Annotated in this window: 20 protein-coding genes; 10 read left to right on the forward strand and 10 right to left on the reverse strand. The window is 37.0% G+C overall.

The genetic code is table 11. From position 1 onward, the window contains the following. Positions 1-113: 113 nt before the first annotated feature. The 9 genes from acs to CHSO_RS09695 all read right to left on the reverse strand — a co-directional run bounded on the left by acs (position 114) and on the right by CHSO_RS09695 (position 11,420). A complete protein-coding gene (acs, locus tag CHSO_RS09655) occupies positions 114-2,042 on the reverse strand; it encodes an acetate--CoA ligase (RefSeq protein WP_262483776.1) in 1,929 nt (642 codons plus the stop codon). Between the two features lie 92 nt (positions 2,043-2,134). After that, complete coding sequence (locus CHSO_RS09660) at positions 2,135-4,021, reverse strand: AMP-binding protein (RefSeq protein ID WP_045495367.1); 1,887 nt, start codon at positions 4,019-4,021, stop codon at positions 2,135-2,137. A gap of 81 nt (positions 4,022-4,102) precedes the next feature. Then, positions 4,103-4,462: a response regulator transcription factor gene (locus CHSO_RS09665; RefSeq protein WP_045495369.1), complete on the reverse strand. Its 360-nt coding sequence runs from the start codon at positions 4,460-4,462 to the stop codon at positions 4,103-4,105. A gap of 9 nt (positions 4,463-4,471) precedes the next feature. Beyond that, positions 4,472-7,174, reverse strand: coding sequence for an ATP-binding protein (locus CHSO_RS09670; RefSeq protein ID WP_045495371.1), 2,703 nt, complete (start codon positions 7,172-7,174; stop codon positions 4,472-4,474). Then, positions 7,167-7,361: a hypothetical protein gene (locus tag CHSO_RS09675; protein ID WP_045495374.1), complete on the reverse strand. Its 195-nt coding sequence runs from the start codon at positions 7,359-7,361 to the stop codon at positions 7,167-7,169. Before CHSO_RS09675 ends, CHSO_RS09670 begins: the two co-directional genes overlap by 8 nt. Before the next feature lie 68 nt (positions 7,362-7,429). Continuing rightward, the gene (locus tag CHSO_RS09680) at positions 7,430-7,657 is read right to left on the reverse strand and encodes a DUF6814 family protein (protein WP_045495376.1); all 228 of its coding nucleotides are present in this window, start codon (positions 7,655-7,657) and stop codon (positions 7,430-7,432) included. Positions 7,658-7,700: 43 nt separating this feature from the next. Further along, the gene (locus tag CHSO_RS09685; RefSeq protein WP_045495378.1) at positions 7,701-9,281 is read right to left on the reverse strand and encodes an MFS transporter; all 1,581 of its coding nucleotides are present in this window, start codon (positions 9,279-9,281) and stop codon (positions 7,701-7,703) included. A 101-nt stretch (positions 9,282-9,382) separates the two neighbouring features. Next, a complete protein-coding gene (locus CHSO_RS09690; protein ID WP_045495379.1) occupies positions 9,383-10,762 on the reverse strand; it encodes a hypothetical protein in 1,380 nt (459 codons plus the stop codon). 241 nt (positions 10,763-11,003) lie between these two features. Continuing rightward, on the reverse strand, positions 11,004-11,420 hold the full coding sequence (locus CHSO_RS09695; RefSeq protein WP_045495385.1) for a terminase gpP N-terminus-related DNA-binding protein: 417 nt from the start codon (positions 11,418-11,420) through the stop codon (positions 11,004-11,006). Positions 11,421-11,580: 160 nt separating this feature from the next. Between CHSO_RS09695 and CHSO_RS09700 the strand changes: the two genes are divergently transcribed. From CHSO_RS09700 to argH, 8 genes are all read left to right on the forward strand, one after another. Next, positions 11,581-12,219, forward strand: a complete 639-nt coding sequence (locus CHSO_RS09700; protein WP_045495388.1) for a GNAT family N-acetyltransferase — start codon at positions 11,581-11,583, stop codon at positions 12,217-12,219. Continuing rightward, the gene (argG, locus tag CHSO_RS09705) at positions 12,191-13,387 is read left to right on the forward strand and encodes an argininosuccinate synthase (RefSeq protein WP_045495391.1); all 1,197 of its coding nucleotides are present in this window, start codon (positions 12,191-12,193) and stop codon (positions 13,385-13,387) included. The genes CHSO_RS09700 and argG overlap by 29 nt, the downstream gene beginning before the upstream one ends. Positions 13,388-13,441: 54 nt before the next feature. Beyond that, entirely contained in the window at positions 13,442-14,407 is a 966-nt protein-coding gene (argC, locus tag CHSO_RS09710; protein ID WP_084220958.1) for an N-acetyl-gamma-glutamyl-phosphate reductase, read from the forward strand. Positions 14,408-14,677: 270 nt separating this feature from the next. Beyond that, the gene (locus tag CHSO_RS09715) at positions 14,678-15,823 is read left to right on the forward strand and encodes an aspartate aminotransferase family protein (RefSeq protein WP_045495395.1); all 1,146 of its coding nucleotides are present in this window, start codon (positions 14,678-14,680) and stop codon (positions 15,821-15,823) included. A gap of 51 nt (positions 15,824-15,874) precedes the next feature. Continuing rightward, on the forward strand, positions 15,875-16,834 hold the full coding sequence (locus CHSO_RS09720; protein WP_045495397.1) for an N-acetylornithine carbamoyltransferase: 960 nt from the start codon (positions 15,875-15,877) through the stop codon (positions 16,832-16,834). A 136-nt stretch (positions 16,835-16,970) separates the two neighbouring features. Continuing rightward, the gene (gene argB, locus CHSO_RS09725; RefSeq protein WP_045495399.1) at positions 16,971-17,765 is read left to right on the forward strand and encodes an acetylglutamate kinase; all 795 of its coding nucleotides are present in this window, start codon (positions 16,971-16,973) and stop codon (positions 17,763-17,765) included. Continuing rightward, a complete protein-coding gene (locus CHSO_RS09730; RefSeq protein WP_045495401.1) occupies positions 17,740-18,822 on the forward strand; it encodes a M20 family metallo-hydrolase in 1,083 nt (360 codons plus the stop codon). Before argB ends, CHSO_RS09730 begins: the two co-directional genes overlap by 26 nt. Positions 18,823-19,143: 321 nt before the next feature. Beyond that, a complete protein-coding gene (gene argH / locus CHSO_RS09735; protein WP_045495403.1) occupies positions 19,144-20,448 on the forward strand; it encodes an argininosuccinate lyase in 1,305 nt (434 codons plus the stop codon). A 309-nt stretch (positions 20,449-20,757) separates the two neighbouring features. Here argH and CHSO_RS09740 read toward each other — a convergent pair whose 3' ends face one another. After that, positions 20,758-21,219: an Lrp/AsnC family transcriptional regulator gene (locus CHSO_RS09740; RefSeq protein ID WP_045495405.1), complete on the reverse strand. Its 462-nt coding sequence runs from the start codon at positions 21,217-21,219 to the stop codon at positions 20,758-20,760. 240 nt (positions 21,220-21,459) lie between these two features. On the opposite strand from CHSO_RS09740, the gene CHSO_RS09745 reads away from it, so the two are divergent. Together CHSO_RS09745 and CHSO_RS09750 are read left to right on the forward strand one after the other, a co-directional pair. Then, positions 21,460-22,350: an aspartate carbamoyltransferase catalytic subunit gene (locus tag CHSO_RS09745; protein ID WP_045495407.1), complete on the forward strand. Its 891-nt coding sequence runs from the start codon at positions 21,460-21,462 to the stop codon at positions 22,348-22,350. A gap of 364 nt (positions 22,351-22,714) precedes the next feature. After that, positions 22,715-23,788, forward strand: a complete 1,074-nt coding sequence (locus tag CHSO_RS09750) for a carbamoyl phosphate synthase small subunit (protein ID WP_045495411.1) — start codon at positions 22,715-22,717, stop codon at positions 23,786-23,788. Positions 23,789-23,946: the final 158 nt, after the last annotated feature.

A 23,946-nucleotide genomic window follows, 5' to 3' on the forward strand; every position in this document is an offset into this window, starting at 1 on the left:
AATTTGCGAGAGTTTATTTTAATGATTATGAGAGCCTAAACTTACTCATGCAAAAAGAAAAGAGACCATTTCACAATGGAAATGATCTCTTTATTTTACTATTTGAAATTCAATTAAATTCTTTCGTTTTTAATTTCATCCACAATTTCCGGGTTCAATAATGTGCTGATGTCCCCGAAATTGCTGAAGTCCCCCTCGGCAATTTTTCTAAGGATTCTACGCATAATCTTACCGGAACGTGTTTTCGGAAGTCCTGAAACGAATTGTATCTTATCCAGTTTGGCAATAGGCCCGATCTGATCGGAAATCAGTTGATTGATTTCCTTTTTAAGATTTTCCTTATCACGGCTTTCTCCAGTTTCTTTAAGTGTTACATAGCCATACAAAGCATTCCCTTTAATATCATGAGGGTAGCCTACAATTGCAGATTCGGCAACAGCAGGGTGTTGGTTGATGCTATCTTCAATAGGAGCTGTTCCTAGATTGTGCCCGGAAACAATGATGACATCATCTACACGGCCTGTAATTCTGTAGTAGCCTACTTCATCTCTCAGAGCGCCATCTCCTGTGAAATATTTTCCAGGGAAAGCTGTAAAATAGGTTTCTTTATATCTTTGATGATCCCCCCAGATTGTTCTAGCGATTCCTGGCCACGGAAAGCGGATACATAGGTTTCCGGTTACCTGATTTCCTGTAATTTCGTTACGTTTATCATCCATCAAAACGGGTTGTATTCCTGGTAAAGGAAGGGTGGCATACGTAGGTTTGGTCGGAGTAACGAAAGGAAGTGGTGAGATCATAATTCCTCCTGTTTCAGTTTGCCACCAGGTATCAACAATTGGACATTTTTTCTTTCCAACATGATCGTTAAACCAGTGCCATGCTTCATCATTGATAGGTTCTCCTACAGATCCAATTACCTTCAAAGAGCTCAGGTCATGCTTATCTACCCATTCTGTACTTTCTTTAGCTAAAGAACGGATGGCAGTAGGAGCAGTATAGAACTGAGTGATTTTATGCTTTTCAATAACTTCCCAGAAACGATCCGGCTCAGGGTATGTAGGGACTCCTTCAAAAATGACAGTAGTGGCACCATTCAACAAGGGGCCGTAAAGAATGTAGGAGTGACCAGTAATCCAGCCAATATCGGCTGTACACCAATAAATATCATTCTCCTTATAATTAAATACATTTTTGAAAGTATAGGCTGTGTACACCATGTACCCGGCGCAGGTATGGAGCATTCCCTTTGGTTTTCCTGTAGAACCGGAAGTATAAAGAATGAAAAGAGGATCTTCAGAGTCCATAATAACGGTTACGAAATCAGGAGAAGCTTTTTCGTATAGATCAGCCAGCCAGTAGTCTCTGCCTTCTTTCATTTTGATTTCGTTGTGGGTTCTCTTCACTACCAGAACCTTTTCAACAGTTGGAGTCTTTTCCAGTGCTTCATCAACAATGCTTTTCAGATCCAGAACTTTACTTCCTCTGTAACTTCCATCAGATGTAATCACCATTTTGGCTTCACAGTCATTCACTCTTGAAGATACCGCAGATGCAGAGAATCCGGCAAAAATAACGGAATGAACTGCTCCCAGTTTAGCACATGCGAGCATGGTAACAGCAAGTTCCGGAATCATGGGAAGATAGATGCAGACTCTGTCTCCTTTTTCAATACCCATATCCTTTAATACATTGGCTGTTTTATTAACACGGGTATATAATTCGTTGTAGGAAATATGCTGAGCTTCTTCCTTCGGATCGTTTGGTTCCCAGATAATGGCTGTTTTGTCTCCTCTTATGGAAAGATGCCTGTCCAGACAGTTTTTGGTAATATTAAGCTTGGCATTTTTGAACCATTCGATTTTAGCTTCATTCATATCGTACTTAACAACCTTGCTCCATCTCTGATACCATACAAAGTTTTGATCGGCTACCTTGTCCCAGAATTTCTTCGGATTTTTGATAGACTTTTTATAATCTTCAAAATATTGTGGTAAATCTTCTATTAAGTAATTTCTCATATCCCTTTCGTTTTTTGAAATTTGAATTGTATTGATTGTTTGTTTTTTTTGACTTTAGGTTTTGGCTGTAATTTAAATCAAAATGATATTTAAATATATGTTTAATTTTTTGTTTAGGTCCTATATTCACTGATCTTTTGCTGGATTTCTTCGATGATTTTTTCATCATCAATCGTAGATGGGATCTGAAAATCTTTTCCATCCAATAATGTTCTGATGAGCTTTCGTAAGATCTTTCCGGACCTTGTTTTAGGTAAGCGTTTGACAACCATTACGTTTTTTAGAAAAGCTACAGCGCCGATCTTTTCGCGAACCATTTGGATAATATTTTTTTCAATTTCCTCCTCGGTAATAGCAGAACCATTTTTTAAAACAACGGTTGCAAAAGGAATCTGGCCTTTTAAATCATCATCAATTCCCACCACAGCACATTCTGCCACATCAGGATGTGAGGAAACAATCTCTTCCATTTCTGATGTGGAAAGTCGGTGACCTGCTACGTTGATGACATCATCCACTCTTCCTGTGATAAAAATATAACCATCTTCATCCTGTATGGCTCCGTCACCGGAAAAATAATATCCTTTATATTGTGATAAATAACTGTTTTCAAAGCGGTCGTAATCCTTCCAGATTCCCAACATAGCTCCCGGTGGAAGAGGAAGCTTTATGACTAAATAACCTTCATGGTGTGGATCGAGTTCCAATCCGTTTTCATCAAAAATTTTGATGTCATATCCCGGAATAGGTTTTCCGGCAGAAGCTCTTTTGATCTGGTAGTTTTCATCAAAAGTCAATACCCCAAGCATTGGCCATCCGGATTCTGTCTGCCACCAGTGATCAATAGCGGGAACTCCAATGTGTTCTGCAAACCAGTCTAAGGTAGCGACATCACATCGTTCACCAGCAAGGAATTGCTTTTTGAAGTTTGACAGATTATATTTTTTAACCAGTTCACCGTTAGGGTCTTCTTTTTTAATGGCTCTGATGGCTGTGGGAGCCGTAAACATAACCGAAACCTTATATTCTGAGATGATTCTCCAGAAAGTTCCTGCGTCAGGCGTCATAATAGGCTTTCCTTCGAAGACGATTGTTGTATTTCTATTAATGAGTGGTCCATAAACAGAATAACTGTGTCCAACAGCCCATCCAAAATCAGATGCAGCCCAATAGGTCTCTTCCGGTTCAATACCATATATGTATTTCATGGAGAATTTTAATGCAGTGGCATAACCGCCAGTATCACGAACAATTCCCTTAGGTTTTCCTGTGGTTCCGGAGGTGTAAAGCAGATAGAGCGGGTGAGTAGATTCTACAGGAGTGCAGTCGGCAGGTGCTGATTTTTGAACCAGCTCTTCATAATCAATAAGGCCGTCAAACATTTCATTTTGGTTGTCTACTAATTTTCTGTTGTAAACGATGATGTTATCTACTTTATCCTGTGCCAGTTCAATGGCTTTTTCTACCAATGGAAGGTAAGGGATTCTTTTGGCGATTTCTACGCCTGCAGTAGCTGTAATTAAAGCTTTAGGTTTGCAGTCATCAATCCTTACCACAAGCTCATGAGGAGCAAAACCTCCGAAAACAACATTATGAATCACTCCAATCCTTGCACACGCAAGCATGGCAAAAAGGGTTTGTGGGATCATAGGCATATAAATAACAGCAGTATCACCCTTTTTTAGTCCTAAAGAAGCTAGCCCGCCTGCTAATTTTGATATTTCTTCCTTAGCCTGATTGAAGGTGTATATTTTCTTCTGACCTGTTACCGGAGAATCATAAACAATGGCATTCTGATCTCCAAAACCGTCTTCAACGTGTTTGTCTATACAGAGGTAACACATGTTTAGTTTTCCATCGGCAAACCATTGCGGATAATCATTGGCATCTTTTGAAAGGATCTTTTGTGGAAATTCAAACCATTGTATTGCTTCGGCATGTTCTTTCCAGAACTTCTCTTTGTCTTCTATGCTTTGTTTAAATAGAGTATCTGTATTCATATCAATAGTGTTGTGTTGTGTATTTTTTTATCCTTGTCAAGGTTTAAAACCTTGACAAGGATAATTAAGGATAATTTTTTTCTAAAACATCTCTTCAATCTGCTGCATCAATTTTTTAATAGAGTAAGGCTTTGTTACATACGCATCAGCTCCCATTTCAAGTCCTTTTTCAATATCTCTAGGATTATTTTTTGCACTCAGAAAGATTACTTTTGTATTTTTCAGATTTTCATCCTGTTTAATGAGGTCTAATGTGCTGTATCCATCAAGATTCGGCATCATGATATCAAGTAGAATCACATCAGGAACCATTGTTTTTAAAAATTCCAGAACTTCAGTTCCGTCACGGGCAATGTAGACATCGTAACCGTTCTTTTTAAAACTGTATTCCAGTGACATTAATATTTTGTGTTCGTCATCTGCAATGATTATCTTTTTCATAAAGGCTTTTTAAAAGTGTTCAACTTCATTTTTAATCTCGTTTATTATTCTGTCGGGAAGGCTGATGGTAAAGGTTACTCCGAGACCGCTGTTTTCAGCTTTTATACTTCCGTTATGGGCTTGTATTATTTTTTTTGAAATGGCTAGTCCAAGTCCGCTTCCTGTAGGTTTTAAAATGTTCTGATTTTTGGATTGATAAAACTTGTCAAAGATCATTTCCAGGTCTTCTTCAGGAATATGTTTCCCTGTATTGAAAATGGTAATCACCAATTGATTTTCCTTTTCAAACAGTTTAGTCTGTATCGTTCCCTGTTCATCTGTAAATTTTAAGGCATTTCCCCATATATTCTGAAGAAGCTGGATCATTCTGGCTTCATCATATTCAAATATAGCCCGATTCAGAAGATTAACTTCACTTAAATGGATGTTTTTCTGCTGTATCAGATGGAGGAGAGGATTTAATGCTTTTTTATAAGTTTCAAGAATGTTGTTTTGTTGGATGCTTAATAAGATCTCACCATGCTGAAGCTTATCAAGGTAAAGAATATCGTTGATGATTTCACTTAGCCGGTCAGATTCTGTGATAATATTATTTAAAAACTCCTGTTTGATCTCAAGGGGAATGTCATCGTCGTCAGCTAGGATTTCTCCGGCAGAACGGATTGCGGTGATCGGAGTTCTCAATTCATGGGCAACAGAATCCAGAAAATCATCTTTTTGACGGTCTTTAACGATCAGGTTTTCATTAGCATTTCTGAGATCATCAGAAAGTTTCTGTAATTCTTCAGACTGTTCCGTTAGCTTTTTGTTTAAGGTGATGTTTTCCTTAGATTCTTCAAGGATATTTAAAACTTCCTTCAGAGAGATTTTATCCTCTTTAGTTACCCCCTCAATCAAAATTTTAGCGGAAGCAGTTCCGATTCTTCCGGCCAGAAGGTTTTCCGAGAACTTAATGAATCTTGAATCAGCGGTCTCTGTTTTAGAATCAATATTATATTTTAAATTGAAAATTCTCAAAGCCTGTTCTGTCTTGTTCTTCCCTAAAAATCGTTCCAGAATATTCTGAATATCTGAAATATAGGCAGTTCCTCTCCAGATGAATGCATTTTCGTGATTTTGAATGTATTTATCGATGTCCACATACAGTTCGGCAAAGTTTCTTTCACGGTAATTACCTTTGATACTTACTGAAATAATGGTAAACAAACCTGTATTCACGAGAATTGACCAGAAAAAGATCTGTGGAATCCTCGCCAGATAAGGAATTGTAAAGAAATCGAAAGAGTTGTACATATCTCTTAAAACCCCTTTGAATTCCTGATTATATGAGAAATAATACTGTGGGATAATCAATCCGAAATAACAGATGGCTAATCCGGCAGCAAGTCCAATTACAGCACCTTTATAGCTCCCTCTTCTCCAAAATATGGCTCCGAAAAAGGCAGGAGCAAGCTGTGCAATAATAACAAAAGATATTAAACCTACAGAATCCAGCGATGTTTTCAAAATGAAATATTTATAAAAAGCAAAAGCCATGATAATCAGGGCGAAAATGCTGAATTTTCTAATGTTAGTGATGCTTCTTGTATTTTGTACTTCATTTTCAGACTTCAGTTTTCCAAGCAAACCATAAGGAATAATAAGGTTGTTGGAAAGCATAATAGATAAAGTAATTGCCGAAATAATAATCATGGAAATACATGAACTTAATCCACCAAGGAAAACCAAAACGGTGATTAAAGTATTATCAAAATGTTGCGGAATTAAAATAGAGTAGAATTCCGGATTTACTTTTTCACCATCAAAAATTAATCTTCCGCCCCATGCAATCGGAAAAATGAATATGGTGAAGATCAATAGATAGAGCGGGAAAAACCAAATGGCTGTTCTGATATGCTTTTCCTGTCTGTTTTCAACAATTGCTGTATGAAACTGTCGGGGTAATATGCAGATAGCCGTAGCTGAGATCATACATAAAACCATCCAGTTCATGGCACCTTCAATACCATTGAATGTATTTTTTTGCTTAAAATCTTCAAAACGACTCGCTTTCTGGTAGATGTCATGGAATCCATCAAAAACATAATAGATCACAAAAAGCCCAAGAATAATGATGAAGAAAAGTTTTAAAAAGCTCTCCAGCGCAATGGCGGAAATAATTCCCAGTCGTTTTTCCGAAGCATCTACATATCTTGTTCCATAATAGGAAGAAAATAAAGCAATGAGAATAACGACAAATGTTGCATTATCGGTCAGAATATCCTTTGACATCGGAGTTTCTGTTACCAAATGAAAAGTTTCAGAGATTGCTTTAATCTGTAATCCAATATAAGGTACAATTGCCAGCAGACAAACAACTGTGATAATGGCACCCATGCTTCGGCTGTTTCCGTATCGCAATGAGATAAAATCTGCAAGGCTGCTTATTTTATTAACTCTGGCAATTCTTACAATTCTGGTGTTGATGTAGATCCAGGCAGGAATAATCATGGCAGGGCCAATATAAATCGGTAAATAATTTAATCCGCCTGTAGCTGCTACACCAATGCTTCCATAGTAAGTCCATGCGGTACAATACACAGCCAGTGACAATGCATATATGTAGGGATTGTTGATCCAGAACTTACTTCTTTTCTTCTCTGCCAGGTGGGCAACTAAGAACAGAAGAGCCAGATAAAACAGAACCACGAAAAATAATGCAAAACTACTCATTGTACTTTTTTACAATTACAAAAGAAATCACGATGGAGATCATCCAGACCACAAACAGGTAAACCAGAATCCTAGGGTATCCGAAAACTTCCCGCTCACTATTGAAAAGTAGAGAAATAGGAATGCTGAAAGCAATCATCAGTCCGATGCTCAGGATAACCAATTTTTGTTCGTGTCTTTTTTTCATAAATGATGATGGATAAAAGATAATTGATGAACAGTATCATTCATCAATTATCATTCATCTCTTATTAACTATATTTTTTCGTCAGAATATTCTCCTTTTAGGGCGTAATAACCAAAAATCGCCATTCCGCCTGAGATAATCGGCATTAGGACAAACAGAATGATGATCCCGAAAACCAGATCTTCCTGTTTTCCTGAAGTAATTTTGGGAATTCCCATTACCGTAATTCCAAAATATCCTACGATCACTGCTATTGCGATCCAGAGTATGCCTAATATTTTTTTTAGTCCGTTCATTTTAGTAGTTTTAAAATTAATAAAAATTTAAGTGATTCAGTGATTAATCGTGAAGATTATTGTTCTTATTTTTAAGATAAATTAATCCGATAACCAGACAGACTGCAGCCACTCCGATCGGATACCATAATCCTTCCAGATACCATGTTGCATGTCTGGCTTCTTTTCCGGTAGTTACCAGATAAGTAGCTACGGCAGGAAGAAGTCCTCCAAATACACCATTTCCAATGTGATAAGGCAAAGACATGGATGTGTAGCGGATTCTCACCGGGAACATTTCAACAAGGAATGCTGCAATTGGTCCGTACACCATTGTTACGAAAAGAACCTGAATGAATACCAAGAAAACCAGATACCATTTTGTATTATCACTCACTTTTACAGATTGTGAAACTTTTGGTTCTTCAGCTTTTCCGTCCTTCATAACGGGGCCGCTTGGTGACCAGTGAACGATGCTGTCTTTTTTAATGAGAGTTCCATCTGTGAAAAGAGTTTCCTTATGAAAGGTAACAAGGCTGTCTGTAGCGATATCCTTGTGGATTTTAGCGGTTCTTTTCTCTGTAATTCCGCTGGAAGCTATTGTTTTATTTTCGAGACCGACACTTTTAAACATACTGTCATAAATAGGTCTGTAGGCTAAAATAGCGACTAACATGCCGGTCATCATCACTGCTTTTCTTCCGATTTTATCCGATAACCAACCGAAGAATACAAAGAAAGGAGTTCCTAAAAATAATGCAGTAGCCATTAAATAATCTACCTGAGTAGAGTCGATATTCATTACTTTCTGCATGAAGCTCATAGCGTAAAACTGTCCTGTATACCATATTACCCCTTGTCCCATTGCAGCTCCGAAAAGAGCAAGCAGAACAAATTTAAAGTTGAATTTATTGCCGAAACTTTCCTTCAAAGGATTTTTAGAAGTTTTTCCTTCACTTTTCGCCTTTGCAAAAAGCGGAGATTCCTTCATATTTTTTCTGATGATATAAGAAACCCCTACCATCAGAATTGAAATCCAGAAAGGAACTCTCCAACCCCAGCTATCAAATTCTTCAGGAGAAAGCGTGCTCTTGGTAATTAAAATAACGATTAGTGAAATGAAAAGTCCGGCTGTGGCGGTAGTTTGTATCCATGAAGTCCAGTAGCCTCTTCGATGAGGTTGTGCATATTCTGCAACATAGGTGGCAGCACCTCCATATTCGCCTCCAAGCGCAAGACCTTGTAATAATCTCAGGATTAAAACCAGAACTGGAGCCAGAAATCCAATAGTTTCATAACTTGGAATGCATCCGATCAGAAAGGTGGAAAAGCCCATGATCAGTAAAGTAACAAGAAAAGTATATTTTCTTCCGATAATGTCACCCAGTCTTCCGAAGAATAGAGCTCCGAAAGGTCTTACTACAAATCCAGCTGCAAAAGTAGCCAGTGTAGATAAAAATGCTGCAGTCGGATTATCTGCCGGGAAAAATTTGGTTGCTAAAACAATGGCTAAACTTCCGAAGATATAGAAGTCATACCATTCTATCAGTGTTCCGAGTGACGAGGCAGTGATGACGCTCCAAATGGTGCGGTTTTTCTGCTTGTCGGTCATATTTTCGTAGCTTTCGTGATGATTTTCGCTCATATTGATTAGTTTTTGATGTTAATGGAAGATAGGGAAGCCTTGTTCATAATAGAACTTAACTTAACTCATCTTACAATTTTTATTGCCTTAATGTGTTTAGATTATAAGTAGATCTGAAACTGCACAATGAATTCTCCTTTTGAAGAAGGGCTTTCTGTAGGATTAGTATAAACCGGTCTTGTAGAGTATTGGGTAGTGATTTTGGCATGATGCCCATCAATAAACCAGTTCGCTCCAATGTCAAATTGAGAAGATGATTTATCAAAAGCCTCGAAGTTTTTGTGGGTATAAGCTGCAAAGGGCTGTATTCTGATTTTTGGCTTTTCTGCCTGACTTGGCAATAGTAAACCCGCCTGTACGTAGATAATATTACCTGTTCCTATGGTTGGTTGTAGATTTCCCGGCCCTGCAATAGCTTTGTTGCCAATGAAGTTTGGATCAGTTGCTGCAATATTCATTGTTCCCAGATTTCTTACATAGTTTGGACCGAAATTGTAGTTATAATATCCGGCATAAGCAGAAACTGCCATTTTGTTTTTTGCTTCTCCCAGTGGAATATCTGCAAAAGCATCCACTGCGAAAAGAGTAATGTCGTGTTTCTCAACATTTGAATTCACAGAAGTTCGGGTTCCGTCTGCCTGATGATAAAATCCGGCTCCTATATTGAAAACTTTCTTCGTTCCCAGATACGATCCTACTTTGAAAGGTAAGGTGTTGGATTCCTCATCAAGAAATTGATATTCAACATATCCGGCCTTTGAAAAACTTGGATTTCCATTGTTGTCTACTGCTACAGCCTTCGATGGATCGGTTACATTCGCAGGAGCAAGATCTGTAGCAAAAGGTTTGTTTAAGCTGAAACGATATTCCAGTTTTCCGTATTTACCTTTGGCGAACATTCCAATTTGTCTTCCAAACTGATCTGAATTATCAATCAATGGCCAGGAGAATACCGGAGAGTCTACAGTAAGAAAGTTAAGAGTAGAAGCCATGGTCATACGGGAAAGTCCCATATAATAATGAAGCCCTGCCCCTAAAGATAAACTGAATTTTCCCGCTTCTCCAGGTAAAATGACTGCGTATTCATTCCATGCATCATGAAAAAACATCTGGGTTTTTTTTCCGTTTCCATAACCTCCTGTTCCTGAAGTGCCTGATGCACCGCCGTTGATAAACGTTTGGTTATTGATTCCAAAATGAAGTAGGATCATATATCTTTTGGAGATCTGTGCATAGGTTAAAGCGCGTAATCGTCTGTTTCCCAGGTTCCATGTGTTATCTGTAGGCTCATTTCCAACCATGCTTCCGGGATTCATAGCGCTGTTTCTTAGCCAAAGCTGGTCCCATAAAATAAATCTGATGAATTTGTCACCCTCAGGGTTAAGGTTTATTTTTAATCCACTGCCGTAATCAGGAGAACCCTGTGAATACATAGATCCACTAATTAAGGCTACTCCAATAAATGTAAGTAATTTCTTCATAAATTATCAATTTTTGGCGTTGTTTTTTGTGAATGCCAAATTGGAATTAATAATTTGTTTATGAAAATTTAATATATATTAGTGGTAATGGTATAGGTATGATTGGTTGCGTGTTGCGAGTTTCGGGTTTCGTGATCCGGATTTTTGAGTTTGTTTTATATTTAAATTGTTGATAATTAAAATTTTGTTGTTTGGTTTATTATATCTTGTACCCCGAATCTCGAATCTAGCAGACCCGAATCTACTTCTTAAACCTTTCCCACTTAATCAGCATGTACTTGTCGGCAAATTGAGTAATGATAATCCCGGAATTTTTGATATTCTCTTCTTTAGCAATATATTCAATTAATTCATTTTGCTTCAGTATTTTATAGACAGGATGGAATTCCGAATGTGGAGGTCTTATGATATTGTATTTCTTGATCCATGAGCTTATGGTGACATGAGAAACTCCGATAATTCTTTCGATTTCGCGGAAGCTTAAGCCTTCAAGGTATAGCTGTAATGCCTTGGTGACATAATAGTCATCAATCTGTTTTCCCAATTTTTTAACTGTAAAATAATAGTTGCAGATTTTGCAGTGAAACCGTTGTTTATCGTTAACAATACCGCTTTTAACCACTTTGTTACCCTTGCATTTAGGACATGTATTTTCCATAGCTATATTATTTTAGCAAATATATAATAAATTAGCAAATATATAATTTTGAATAAAGATAATTTTACCTGTATAAATTTTTAAAACAAAAAAAATATCTTTTTAATTTGGTTTTTAAAGGAATTATATTTTAAATTTGCCAAAAAAATTAGATAAATAAATGGAAATAGGAATTTCCTCATGCGAACATCTAATGTATGTGAGTGAAATACAGCAGGAAATGTATGATTCTGCACAGCGTAGAGGAACGGGAATCGCAAAACGTTCCATAGAATATTTGAGTAAGAAGATTTCAGAAGGCAATGCTGTGGTAGCTACTGAAAACGGTGAGTGGGTAGGTTTCTGTTATATAGAGACCTGGTCGCATGGGAAGTTTGTGGCTAATTCGGGATTGATTGTGTCCCCCAAATTCAGAAATGGTGGAGTGGCTACTCAAATTAAGCATAAGGTTTTCCAGTTATCTAGAGAAAAATATCCGGAAGCAAAAGTATTCGGTTTAACAACAGGTCTTGCGGTAATGAAAATCAACAGTGATTTAGGATACAAGCCGGTAATTTATTCGGAACTAACTCAGGATGAGGAATTCTGGAATGGTTGTAAGAACTGTGTGAATTATGAGATCTTAATGAAAAAGGAACGTAAAAACTGCTTATGTACAGCGATGTTGTTTGTTCCGGAAAATATGAAAAAGGATGAGGCTGTAAACAATCAGCCTGATAATAATAAAATAAACAGTGTTGTGAATACGCAACCAGAAATTAAATATAACAATGAACAAGAAAGTCATCTTAGCGTTTAGTGGAGGTTTAGATACTTCCTACTGTGCAAAATATCTTAGCGAAACACTGGGGTATGATGTGTATGCGGTTACTGTAAATACCGGAGGTTTTTCCAAAGAAGAAGAAAAAGAGTTGGAGAAAAAAGCTTTAAACCTTGGGGTAAAAGAGTACAGGTGCATAGACGCTCAGGAAGATTATTACAATTCTTGTGTGAAGTATTTGATTTTCGGGAATGTGTTGAAAAATAACACGTATCCTCTTTCTGTAAGCGCTGAACGTACCATTCAGGCGCAGGAAATTGCAAAATATGCCATTGAAGTAGGAGCAGATGCTATTGCTCACGGAAGTACAGGTGCAGGAAACGATCAGGTTCGTTTTGATCTGATTTTTCAGGTAATGTGTCCGAATATTGAGATTATTACGCCAATCCGTGATATGGCTTTATCCCGTGAAGAAGAGATTGAGTTTTTGAAAAGTCATGGCTATGAAATGGAATTCCATAAAGCACAATATTCAGTAAATAAAGGACTTTGGGGAACTTCTGTAGGGGGAAAAGAGACCTTAACATCAAGAAATTATCTGCCGGAAGAAGCGTTTCCATCTCAGGTTCAGGAAATTCAGCCTTCAGAATTGGAGATTGAGTTTAAAAATGGAGAGGTTGTAGCGGTAAATGGAGAAAGCTTTGATCATTCTGTATATGCCATTCAAAAAATAGAAAAATTAGCTTCTGCTTACGGAATTGGTCGTGATATTCATGTGGGAGATACCATTGTAGGAATTAAAGGAAGAGTAGGATTTGAAGCGGCGGCAGCCTTAGTGATTATCAAATCTCACCATTTATTGGAAAAACATACGCTTTCAAAATACCAGCAAATGATGAAGTCGCAGTTATCAGACTGGTATGGAAACTGGCTTCATGAAGCACTTTTCTTAGATCCGGTGATGAGAAATATTGAATCTTTCTTAACGGATTCCCAGAAAACAGTGAGTGGGAAAGTATTTGTAACCCTTCATCCGTACAGATTTATTTTAAACGGGATTGAATCCGATCACGATTTAATGTCTGATAAATTCGGAAGCTACGGAGAAGCTAACAGAGCATGGACGGGAGAAGATGTAAAAGGATACACAAAAATTGTAAGCAATTCCTTAAACATATATCATCAGATTAACCAAAATATCAACTAAAGTTCCGCAGGAACGATTTAACCCAAGATAGGATGTAGTCCTGTCAGTTTGAAAATGAAGAAAACAGTAGGAATAGTCGGAGCCAACGGTTATACAGGAAGTGAATTGATACGCTTACTGGCTTTCCATCCCCATGTAACATTGAGTTTTTTATATAGTCGTTCGAATTCGGGAACAAGAATTTCTGATTTGTACCCGGATTTAACGACAGTGTGTGAGCAGGTGTTGACGGATAAATCTGAAGAAGTAGATATTCTTTTTCTGTGTCTTCCACATAAGGAAAGCCAGAATTGGTTAACTCAAAACCTGGTTAAAGAAGAAACGTTGGTTATTGATTTAGGGAATGACTTCCGTTTGGATGGAAATTTTGAAAATAGAAATTTTATCTACGGATTACCGGAAATCAATAAAAAACAACTGTCGGGTTCAAAGAGTATTGCCAATCCGGGATGCTTTGCTACGGCGATTCAGTTAGCATTATTGCCATTGGCTGGAAAAGAGGTTTTGGATGAGGTTTTTACCACAGGGATTACAGGTTCTACGGGAGCAGGGCAGTCTTTACAGGCAACCACACATTTTACGTGGAGAAATGATAATGTATCGGCTTACAAGACTTTAACCCATCAGCATGTAGATGAAATTTTACAACAAATAGTTTTGTTTAATCATAAAAATGTCAGCCTGAATTTTGTGCCATGGAGAGGAGATTTTGCAAGAGGGATTTTTACAAGTTCTACGGTGAAAACAGATTTGGGACTTTCTGACATCTATCAATTGTATCGGGATTTTTATGCAGAGGCGCCCTTTGTTACGGTAAGTGAAAAAGGAATTGATTTAAAGCAGGTTGTCAATACCAATCGCTGTGTGATTCAGATTGAAAAGAGTGGAAATGTTGCCGTTATTCACTCAGCGATTGACAATTTGTTGAAAGGAGCATCAGGTCAAGCCGTACAAAACATGAATATCGCAATGGGTTGGGAAGAAAATACAGGTTTGAATTTGAAACCAATAGCATTTTAAATTCAAACAGTTAATAAGTCAATCATAAGTTTTAAAAACTAAAATTAAATCTGACTTAGGAAAATGGAGTGTTAAGAAAATTATTTCTATGAACGTTAAGAAAATTCTACTGTTTGAAGCGCGAGGAAAATATTGAGTCGAAAGGCTAATTTCAAATTTGCGCAAGTTTTAGAATTTTTAGAGAATAGAACTGATTTTTAGCGGAAGTTTCCAGGTCTTGAACTTTTGTTTCTTTTATTTTAAGACAAAAGAAAAATAAAAAACAAAAAAATGAATTTATTCAACGTATATCCATTATTCAACATAAATCCAATTAAAGCTCAGGGATCTTTTCTTTGGGATGATAAAGGAGAACAATATCTTGATTTTTACGGAGGTCATGCTGTAATCTCTATTGGTCACAACCATCCGCATTATCAAAACAAACTGAAAGAGCAGCTAGAGAAGATTTCTTTCTATTCCAACTCAGTTCAGAATGAATTACAGGTAGAATTGGCTGATAAACTGGGAAAACTTTCAGGATATGAAGATTATAATCTTTTTCTGTGTAATTCAGGAGCTGAAGCCAATGAGAACGCATTAAAATTAGCTTCTTTTCACAATGGAAAAAGCAAAGTGCTTTATTTCTCAGGATCATTTCACGGAAGAACTTCAGCGGCAGTTTCGGTAACGGATAATCCTAAAATTGTTGCTCCGGTTAACTTTTCAGAACGATTTATTAAATCGGAATGGAATGATATTAAGCAGCTTGAAGAAACCTTTGCCTCACATGGAAATGAGATTTCATCGGTCATTATTGAAGGAATTCAGGGTGTAGGTGGAATTATGATCCCAACACCAGAGTTTTTATCTAAAATTAAAGAATTGTGTGAGAAATATGACACTGTTTTGATTTTGGATGAAGTGCAGTCAGGATATGGAAGAAGTGGATTCTTCTTTGCTCATCAGGAATTCGGCATTGAAGCGGATATTATCACAACAGCCAAAGGAATGGGAAATGGATTTCCGGTTGGTGGAGTTTTAATTCATCCTAAATTTCAGGCAAGTAATGGATTATTGGGGACAACATTTGGTGGTAATCACTTAGCTTGTGTAGCTTCTATAGCGGTTCTGGATGTCATGAAAGATGAAAATCTTATCGAAAACGCTCAACAAATGGGCGAGTATATTGAAAATGAAATTAAAGGTTTACCACATATTAAATCCATCCGAAGGAAAGGGTTGATGATCGGAATAGAACTCGATAGAGACTGTTCAGAAGTAAGGAAAAGCTTACTGTTTGATCATCATATCTTCACCGGAAACTCTAATGATAAAACCGTGTTGAGGATTCTTCCGGCACTGAATATCAAAAAAGAGGAAACGGATCTTTTTATCAATGCTCTGAAAACAGTATTGGAAAGCATTGAAGATTAAAAAGAAGAATGACAGAAATGTGTTAACAAAAATCTTTAAAATCAATTCAAAATGAAAAAATTCACCGCTGTAAGTGATGTAGAAAACTTACAGGAAATCATAAAAAAAGCTTTAGAAATAAAAGCAAACCCGCTTTCAGAAACAGAAAAGGGAAAGGGGAAAACAATAGGACTGGTATTTTTAAACTCAAGCTTAAGAACCCGTTTAAGCAGCCAGATCGCCGCACAGAATCTTGGCTTAAATGTATTGACTTTAAATGCAGCACAGGAAGCATGGAATCTTGAATTTGCTGATGGAGCTGTGATGAACGGAGATACCGTAGAGCATATCAAAGATGCTATTGAGGTTTTAAACCAATATTGTGATATCATCGCAGTACGTTGTTTTGCGGGAATGAAAAGCAAGGAGGATGACGTGAATGAAAGTATTCTGAGTCAGTTTGAGCAGCATGCAAAAGTTCCTGTTATCTCTCTGGAATCAGCAACCCGTCATCCGTTACAAAGTCTTGCCGATTGCATTACCATTACAGAAAACTGGAAAAAAGAACATAAGCCAAAAGTTGTTTTAACTTGGGCTCCACATATCAAACCGATTGCTCATGCTGTAGGAAATTCATTTACAGAATGGATGCAGGAAATGGATGTTGAGCTGGTAATCACCAATCCGGAAGGGTACGATTTGGATCCGGCTTTTACAAAAGATACAAAAGTGATTCACAATCAGGAGGAAGCATTAAAAGATGCAGACTTTATTTATGTGAAAAACTGGTCTTCTTTTGATGATTATGCTGCAATGCCTGAAGTAAAAGAAGATTGGATGCTTACCAATGAGAAGTTAGCGAATACCAATCAGGCAAAAGTAATGCACTGTCTTCCGGTTCGTCGTAATGTAGAATTGAGTGATGAAGTAATGGACGGAGAAAATTCAATCATTTACCAACAGGCAAAGAATCGTATTTTCTCAGCACAGGCTGTTTTCAGTGAAATTTTAGACGAATTGAAAGCTGAATAGCTATTTAAATCAACCATGTCAAGGTTTAAAACCTTGACATGGTAAACAATACAAACAGAGTCCCGAAGGGACGATTTAATCCAAGATAGGAATAGATTCCTATCAATCCTACTACCAATACAATAAATGTAAAAAAATGAAACAGAAAATATACATCATAAAAATAGGCGGAGCGCTCATTGATGATGAACGATTGCTGGATCAGTTTTTAGATCAGTTTTCCAAAATTAAAGAAAAGAAGATCCTTGTGCATGGCGGAGGGAAGTTGGCTACTATTTTGGCTGATAAACTTGGTATAGAGCAGAAGATGATCAACGGAAGGAGGATTACAGATAAAGATACATTGGATATTGTAACGATGGTGTATGCTGGTGGAATCAATAAAAATATTGTTGAAAAACTGCAGCAGAAAAAATGCAATGCCATAGGGTTTTCCGGAGCAGATGGAAATCTGATTAAAGCAAAAAAAAGAGAACATCCTGAAATAGACTTCGGATTTGTGGGTGATATTAATAAGAAAAGTGTGAATAAGAAATTGGTTTCAAAACTGATTAAGCTGAATCTTATTCCTGTATTTTCTGCCATTACTCATGACAAAAAAGGGAATCTTTTCAATACCAATGCAGATACCATTGCTTCTGTGATGGCGCAGGCTTTATCTGAAAAATATGATGTGGAACTGTTGTATTGTTTTGATAAACAAGGAGTATTGGAAAATGTTGATGATCCGGAATCTCTTATCAAAAGTATTTCTGAAGACGATTTTACTACGTTGAAAGAAGAAGGAAAGCTTCACAAAGGGATTTTGCCCAAACTAGAAAATGCTCTTGGAGCCATAAAGAATAATGTAAATAAAGTGTTTCTGATTAAAGAAACAGAACTGAAAAACCATATAGAGAATCATCATGCAGGAACTGAAATCTGTTTATAATAAAGAAGAATTGTTGAATAATGCGGTTGAGCTGCTTAAAAAACTGATTGAAATTCCTTCGTTCAGTAAAGATGAATTCAATACATCGGTGGAGATTGAAAACTTTTTCAAAAAACATCAGATCCCGACTAAGCGTTTTAAAAACAATATCTGGGCGGTGAATAAAAACTTTGATGTATTTAAACCGTCAGTTTTATTGAATACGCATCATGATACGGTAAAACCTAATAAGGCGTACACCCTTGATCCGTTTGTACCCATTGAAAAAGACGGTAAACTTTTTGGATTGGGAAGCAATGATGCCGGAGCTTCTCTGGTTTCTATGGCACAGGTTTTTTTACATTTTTATGATAAAGAAGATTTAGAATATAATTTAGTGATTGCGTTGACAGCAGAGGAGGAGATTTCAGGTTTTGACGGGATCGAGGCTCTGTTTCCACAGTTACCCAATATTGAGCTTGCCATTGTAGGTGAACCCACGCAGATGAATCTGGCAATAGCTGAAAAAGGACTGTTGGTAATTGACGGAGAGATGAAAGGAACTCCTTCTCATGCTGCTCATCCTAATGACGATAATTCCATTATAAAATGTATGCAGGATCTGCAGGGAATTTTAAATTTTAAATTTCCGAAAGTTTCAGATTATCTGGGTGAAGTTAAAGTAACCTTGTCTGGAATTCATGCCGGAGTACAGCATAATGTAGTGCCTGAATCCTGTCATTTCACATTGGATGTAAGGGTGACGGATGAATATTCCAACAAAGAAGCCTTTGAAATTATCCAGTCCCAGATGGAATCAACGCTTACGGCAAGGTCTTTCAGGTTGAATTCATCAAAAATAGAAATGGATCACCCGTTTGTAAAAGCAGGCTTGGAAATAGGAAGGACAACCTATGGTTCACCAACATCTTCAGATCAGGCCATTATTCCATGTACATCTGTAAAATTAGGCCCTGGAGACAGTAGGCGCTCGCATACAGCAGATGAATTCATCTATATTAATGAAATAGAAGAAGGAATTGAGATCTATATCCAGATTTTGGAAAAGGTGTTATAAAGGATGGAAGCGGGAAGAAGGAAGAAAGGAAGTAGTTACGGTTTGTTATTAACTTCCAGCCTCCAGCCTCCAGCTTCAAACTTCCAGCTTAATAAGTATTTTGACTACGCTCAGCAGGCAGTAAAGTTTCGTTTTTAATAAAGATTTATGCAAAAAATACCATTAGAAAGAGACTTTAAATAATAAGGAAATGTTTTTTTATAGTTAATAGTAATAAGGATCGCCTTGCTGGGCCGGTCAAAACCAATCAAATATTTTAAATCGGACTGATATGAAATCAATACACGATAGCATTCAGTCTTAGAAAATCAAAACTTACTTATGAAAAAAATATGGCAAAAGGACGACCTGGCCACCAATATATTAGTCAATAAATTTACCGTAGGAAAAGACCTTGACTTTGATGAACGTTTAGCTAAATATGATGTTAAAGGTTCTATGGCACATTGTAAAATGCTTGCAGAAACCGGAATTATTTCTCACGAAGAATCCGAACAGATGCTAACAGTGTTAAATGATATTTTACAGGAAATTGAAAATGGAAATTTTGAAATTGATAAAGAAGCTGAGGATATCCATTCTCAGGTAGAAGCGATCCTGATTACAAAATTAGGAGACACCGGAAAGAAAATCCATACAGCAAGATCAAGAAATGATCAGGTTTTACTGGATATTAAATTATATTTATTGGATGAGATCCGCGAAATTACAGCTCTTACCGATGAGTTTTTCCAAATCTTGATCCAATTGGCAGATCAGCACAAAAATGTATTACTTCCCGGATATACCCATTTGCAGATTGCTATGCCTTCCTCTTTCGGATTGTGGTTTGGAGCGTATGCAGAAGCGCTTCTGGATGATGTAGAAATGTTGTTTTCAACCAAAAATATCATCAATAAAAATCCACTGGGTTCAGCAGCAGGATACGGTTCGTCTTTCCCGATCAATCGTGAAAGTACTACTTATAATCTAGGATTTCAATCCATGAACTATAATTCGGTATATGCTCAGATGACTCGTGGGAAGTCTGAAAAATTACTGGCAATGGCCATGGCAACTTTAGCAGGAACACTCGGTAAATTTGCCTATGATGTATGCTTGTATCTGAATCAGAACTTTGATTTCATCAGTTTTCCAAAAGAATTTACAACAGGAAGCAGTATTATGCCCCATAAAAAGAACCCGGATATCTTTGAACTCGTTCGAGCACGATGCAATAGAATTCAGGCGTTACCGAATGAATTGATCCTGTTAACGAATAATCTTCCTTCAGGATACCACAGAGATGTGCAGCTGACAAAAGAAATTCTTTTCCCAGCAATTGATTCATTAAAAGAATGTCTGGAAATCCTAAGCTATACTTTGCCGAATATTCAGGTAAAAGATGGAATTCTGGATGATGAAAAATATAAATACCTGTTCAGCGTAGAGAAGATTAATGAAGAAGTGAAAAGCGGAAGCTCTTTCCGAGATGCTTATGTAAAAGTAGGGCAGGAGATTGAAAATAATGAATTTGAATTCGAGCCGGGTGCTTTGGATCATACTCACCAGGGAAGTATAGGAAACCTTTGCCTGGATAAAATAGAATACCAGTTCAATAAACTGAAGAATAAATTATTAGGTTAAAATCTGAACCATTAAGATCATAAAGGCTTAAGCGAACATAAAAATCTAAAAATTACTTTAGAATCGCCTTATGTTTTATCGTTGTGAAATCCTTAAATCTTAATTGCTTAAACCCTCTTAATGGTCGGATTTTATTTTGATCTTTGAATTTGATGATTGTCATGAGAACCACCCAGGTTCTTGAAAGAACTTTAAGATAAGATGAGTTAAGAAAAGTTTGGAATGTAACGCATAGCTTTATCATTCGCTTGCGAATACCCTTAACTTTTCTTCACCCCTTAAAGTCTCTTAATGATTTAAAATTGAAAACTATTCAAGGTCAATCTTGAATTTGGTAGATTTTTTCACCTCATGAAGGACGATGGAACTGTGATACTGGCCGATATTAGGAATGTTTGAAATAACGTTGACAGCAAACTCATTATAAGAGTTGATATCTTTGGCAATAATTTTCAGCATATAGTCATACTCTCCGGAAAGACTGATGATTTCCTGTACTTCATCATACTTTCCAATATGCTTTTCAAAAGTCTCCAATACTTTCTTGGATTGCTCTTTAAGACGTACGTTACAGTAGACTACAATATTCAGACCCAGTTTCTCGCGGTTTAAAAGACCTACATACTTCTGAATGATCCCCTGCTTCTCCAATTGTTTAATTCTTTCATACGTTGGAGTAAAGGTAAGACCAATCTTTTCTGAAATTTCTTTAACAGATAAAGTGGAGTCTTCCTGTATAATGCTGAGAATCATTTTGTCTTTTAAATCCATAGAATAAAGTTGTGTTGTAACAAAAATATTAATTTTAAATGAGAATTAGGAAATACTCAGGGTTTTAATTTATTTTAAATTTTGGTTTTGTAGGTTCATAAAATTGTTGTATCTTTGCACCTAATGAATAAAAAAGCATTTATATCATTAGATTTACCGGGCGAAAGCGCCCTTTACGATATTTATTGTTATTAGCGAAGATTGTTGTCTTCGCTTTTTTTATGCTTAAAAATTAAGATTATGTTTACGATTACAGAACTAAGTACCGAGAAAATCAACAGTATACTGACAGAAGCCCTGGCTTTCAGAAATGGAAAAACTGCTAAAATTGAAGGCGAAGTTTTTTGCTCCAATCTTTTCTTTGAAGACAGTACAAGAACAAAGACAAGCTTTGATATTGCAGAAAGAAAATTAGGATTGCAGGTTGTTCCTTTTGATGCTTCCCACAGTTCTGTAAATAAAGGAGAGAGTCTTTATGATACCGTTAAGACGATTGAAAGTCTTGGAGTAAATTTGGTAGTGATCCGAGATAAGAAAGACAGATATTTTGAGGATCTGAATAATATTAAAATTCCTGTAATCAATGGTGGAGACGGAACAGGAAATCATCCTTCACAATGTATGTTGGATCTAATGACCATTTATCAGGAATTCGGAAAGTTTGAAGGGCTAAAAATAGGAATTGTAGGAGATGTAAAACACAGCCGTGTTGCCAACTCAAATGCTGAAGCTCTAAGAAGATTAGGCGCTAAAGTATACTTCTCAGGACCTGAGCAATGGTTTGATGAAGGAGCATTAATCAACGGAACTTATCTTTCAGTAGATGAACTGATCGCTGAAGTAGATGTTCTGATGTTATTGAGAATTCAGCATGAGAGACACGATGCTGCGATGAGCTTCACAGCATCCGACTATCATAAAAGATATGGCCTGACTAAAGAAAGAGAGCAAGCAATGAAAAAAGAAGCAATCATCATGCATCCGGCACCTATCAACAGAGGAGTCGAAATTGACTCAGACTTAGTAGAATGCGAACGTTCAAGAGTATTCAGACAAATGGAAAACGGTGTTTTCGCCAGAATGGCCATCTTAAAAGATGCATTGGAAGAAAAAGGGTTTACTTTTAAATAAAAGAGCCAAGGTAAAAGTAAAAAGTATAGTGAGCTCCATAGGAGCGACCTGTTAATAGCCTAATAACCACGGGCGAAATCCCTTGGTAAATTAAAGGAGACAATGATTATATAAGCCCTGTAAGGGCGACCTGCTAATAACCACGGGCGAAATCCCTTGGTAAATTAAAGAAGACAATGATTATATAAGCCCTGTAAGGGCGACCTGTTAATAGCCATGGGATAGATCCCTGGAAAATAAAGATAATAGTTATACAAGCCCTGTAAGGGCGACCTATTAATAACCATGGGTGAAACCCTTGGAAAAAAAGAAAAGCCTCGTAGAGGCGATCTGTTAATAAAAAAAGAAAATCTAAATAGAAAAAATGAAGAAAAAATTAATACTGGAGTCCGGTGAAGTGTTTCATGGAGAAGGTTTCGGAGCAGAATTGGAAACTGCAGGAGAAGTAGTTTTCAATACCGGAATGACAGGGTATCAGGAATTGATCTCTGACCCATCTTACTGTGGTCAGATAGTTTGTATGACCTATCCGCTTATCGGGAATTATGGTATTAACCGTGATGATTATGAAAGTATTGAGCCGGCAATTAAAGGACTTATCGTAAAAGAACTTTGCGATCTTCCTTCTAACTTCCGTACTCAGATTACTTTAGATGAATTATTTAAAAAGAAAAACCTTTCAGGAATTTCAGGAATTGATACAAGAAGGCTGACAAGAATTCTTCGTAACTCCGGAGTGGTGAAAGGAAAAATCGTGAATGCAGATGCAGATGAAGCGGTTACCGCTGCAGAATTAAAAACAACCACTTTTCCAATCAATCAGGTGGAAGAGGTTTCTACTAAAACACCTTACGCAAACCCTAACAGAGGTTTCAAAGTAGTATTGGTAGATTTTGGTGCTAAATTGGGAATCATCAGAGAATTATCTCAAAGAAACTGTGACATCATCGTGGTTTCTCACGATACTACAGCAGAAGACATTCTGTTGATGGACCCAGATGGAATTATGCTTTCAAACGGTCCTGGTGATCCGGAAGATGTACCACATGCATTGGATATGATCCGTGGGTTATTAGGAAAAGTTCCAATCTTCGGAATCTGTTTAGGACACCAGCTAATTGGTCTTGCTTGTGGAGCAAAAACTTTCAAACTGAAATTCGGACACAGAGGAGGAAACCACCCGGTATTGGATCTGGAGAAAAATACAGTAGCCATTACTTCTCAAAACCATGGATATGCTGTAGATCAGGAAAGCTTAAAAGGAACAGATCTTATCGAAACGCACATCGCATTGAACGACAGAACAAACGAAGGATTAAAACACAAAATCCACCCTTGTTTCTCAGTTCAGTATCACCCTGAAGCAAGCCCGGGCCCTGAAGATGCAAACTACCTGTTTGATGAGTTCATTCAAATGATGGAGGACTTTAAAAAGTAAGACAATGCAATTGTCATTCTGAATGAAGAGAAGCGTAATGAAGAATCTCAACTATAATGAGTTAGATTCCTACGGAATGACAAAGTACAATCGTAAGTCTTATAAAAGTAAAAAATACGAAGTTTAAGAATTTTGATTCTTGGCTCTAATAAAAAAAG

Origin of the sequence: Chryseobacterium sp. StRB126 (assembly GCF_000829375.1) — a bacterium.
In the GTDB taxonomy this organism is placed as follows: Bacteria; Bacteroidota; Bacteroidia; order Flavobacteriales; family Weeksellaceae; genus Chryseobacterium.

Bases quoted from the DNA above. Each gene is read 5' to 3' on its own strand.
- CHSO_RS09660 (WP_045495367.1), bottom strand. From the start codon at position 4,021: ATGAATACAGATACTCTATTTAAACAAAGCATAGAAGACAAAGAGAAG.
- CHSO_RS09665 (WP_045495369.1), bottom strand. From the start codon at position 4,462: ATGAAAAAGATAATCATTGCAGATGACGAACACAAAATATTAATGTCA.
- CHSO_RS09670 (WP_045495371.1), bottom strand. From the start codon at position 7,174: ATGAGTAGTTTTGCATTATTTTTCGTGGTTCTGTTTTATCTGGCTCTT.
- CHSO_RS09675 (WP_045495374.1), bottom strand. From the start codon at position 7,361: ATGAAAAAAAGACACGAACAAAAATTGGTTATCCTGAGCATCGGACTG.
- CHSO_RS09680 (WP_045495376.1), bottom strand. From the start codon at position 7,657: ATGAACGGACTAAAAAAAATATTAGGCATACTCTGGATCGCAATAGCA.
- CHSO_RS09685 (WP_045495378.1), bottom strand. From the start codon at position 9,281: ATGAGCGAAAATCATCACGAAAGCTACGAAAATATGACCGACAAGCAG.
- CHSO_RS09690 (WP_045495379.1), bottom strand. From the start codon at position 10,762: ATGAAGAAATTACTTACATTTATTGGAGTAGCCTTAATTAGTGGATCT.
- CHSO_RS09695 (WP_045495385.1), bottom strand. From the start codon at position 11,420: ATGGAAAATACATGTCCTAAATGCAAGGGTAACAAAGTGGTTAAAAGC.
- CHSO_RS09700 (WP_045495388.1), top strand. From the start codon at position 11,581: ATGGAAATAGGAATTTCCTCATGCGAACATCTAATGTATGTGAGTGAA.
- argG (WP_045495391.1), top strand. From the start codon at position 12,191: ATGAACAAGAAAGTCATCTTAGCGTTTAGTGGAGGTTTAGATACTTCC.
- argC (WP_084220958.1), top strand. From the start codon at position 13,442: ATGAAGAAAACAGTAGGAATAGTCGGAGCCAACGGTTATACAGGAAGT.
- CHSO_RS09715 (WP_045495395.1), top strand. From the start codon at position 14,678: ATGAATTTATTCAACGTATATCCATTATTCAACATAAATCCAATTAAA.
- CHSO_RS09720 (WP_045495397.1), top strand. From the start codon at position 15,875: ATGAAAAAATTCACCGCTGTAAGTGATGTAGAAAACTTACAGGAAATC.
- argB (WP_045495399.1), top strand. From the start codon at position 16,971: ATGAAACAGAAAATATACATCATAAAAATAGGCGGAGCGCTCATTGAT.
- CHSO_RS09730 (WP_045495401.1), top strand. From the start codon at position 17,740: ATGCAGGAACTGAAATCTGTTTATAATAAAGAAGAATTGTTGAATAAT.
- argH (WP_045495403.1), top strand. From the start codon at position 19,144: ATGAAAAAAATATGGCAAAAGGACGACCTGGCCACCAATATATTAGTC.
- CHSO_RS09740 (WP_045495405.1), bottom strand. From the start codon at position 21,219: ATGGATTTAAAAGACAAAATGATTCTCAGCATTATACAGGAAGACTCC.
- CHSO_RS09745 (WP_045495407.1), top strand. From the start codon at position 21,460: ATGTTTACGATTACAGAACTAAGTACCGAGAAAATCAACAGTATACTG.
- CHSO_RS09750 (WP_045495411.1), top strand. From the start codon at position 22,715: ATGAAGAAAAAATTAATACTGGAGTCCGGTGAAGTGTTTCATGGAGAA.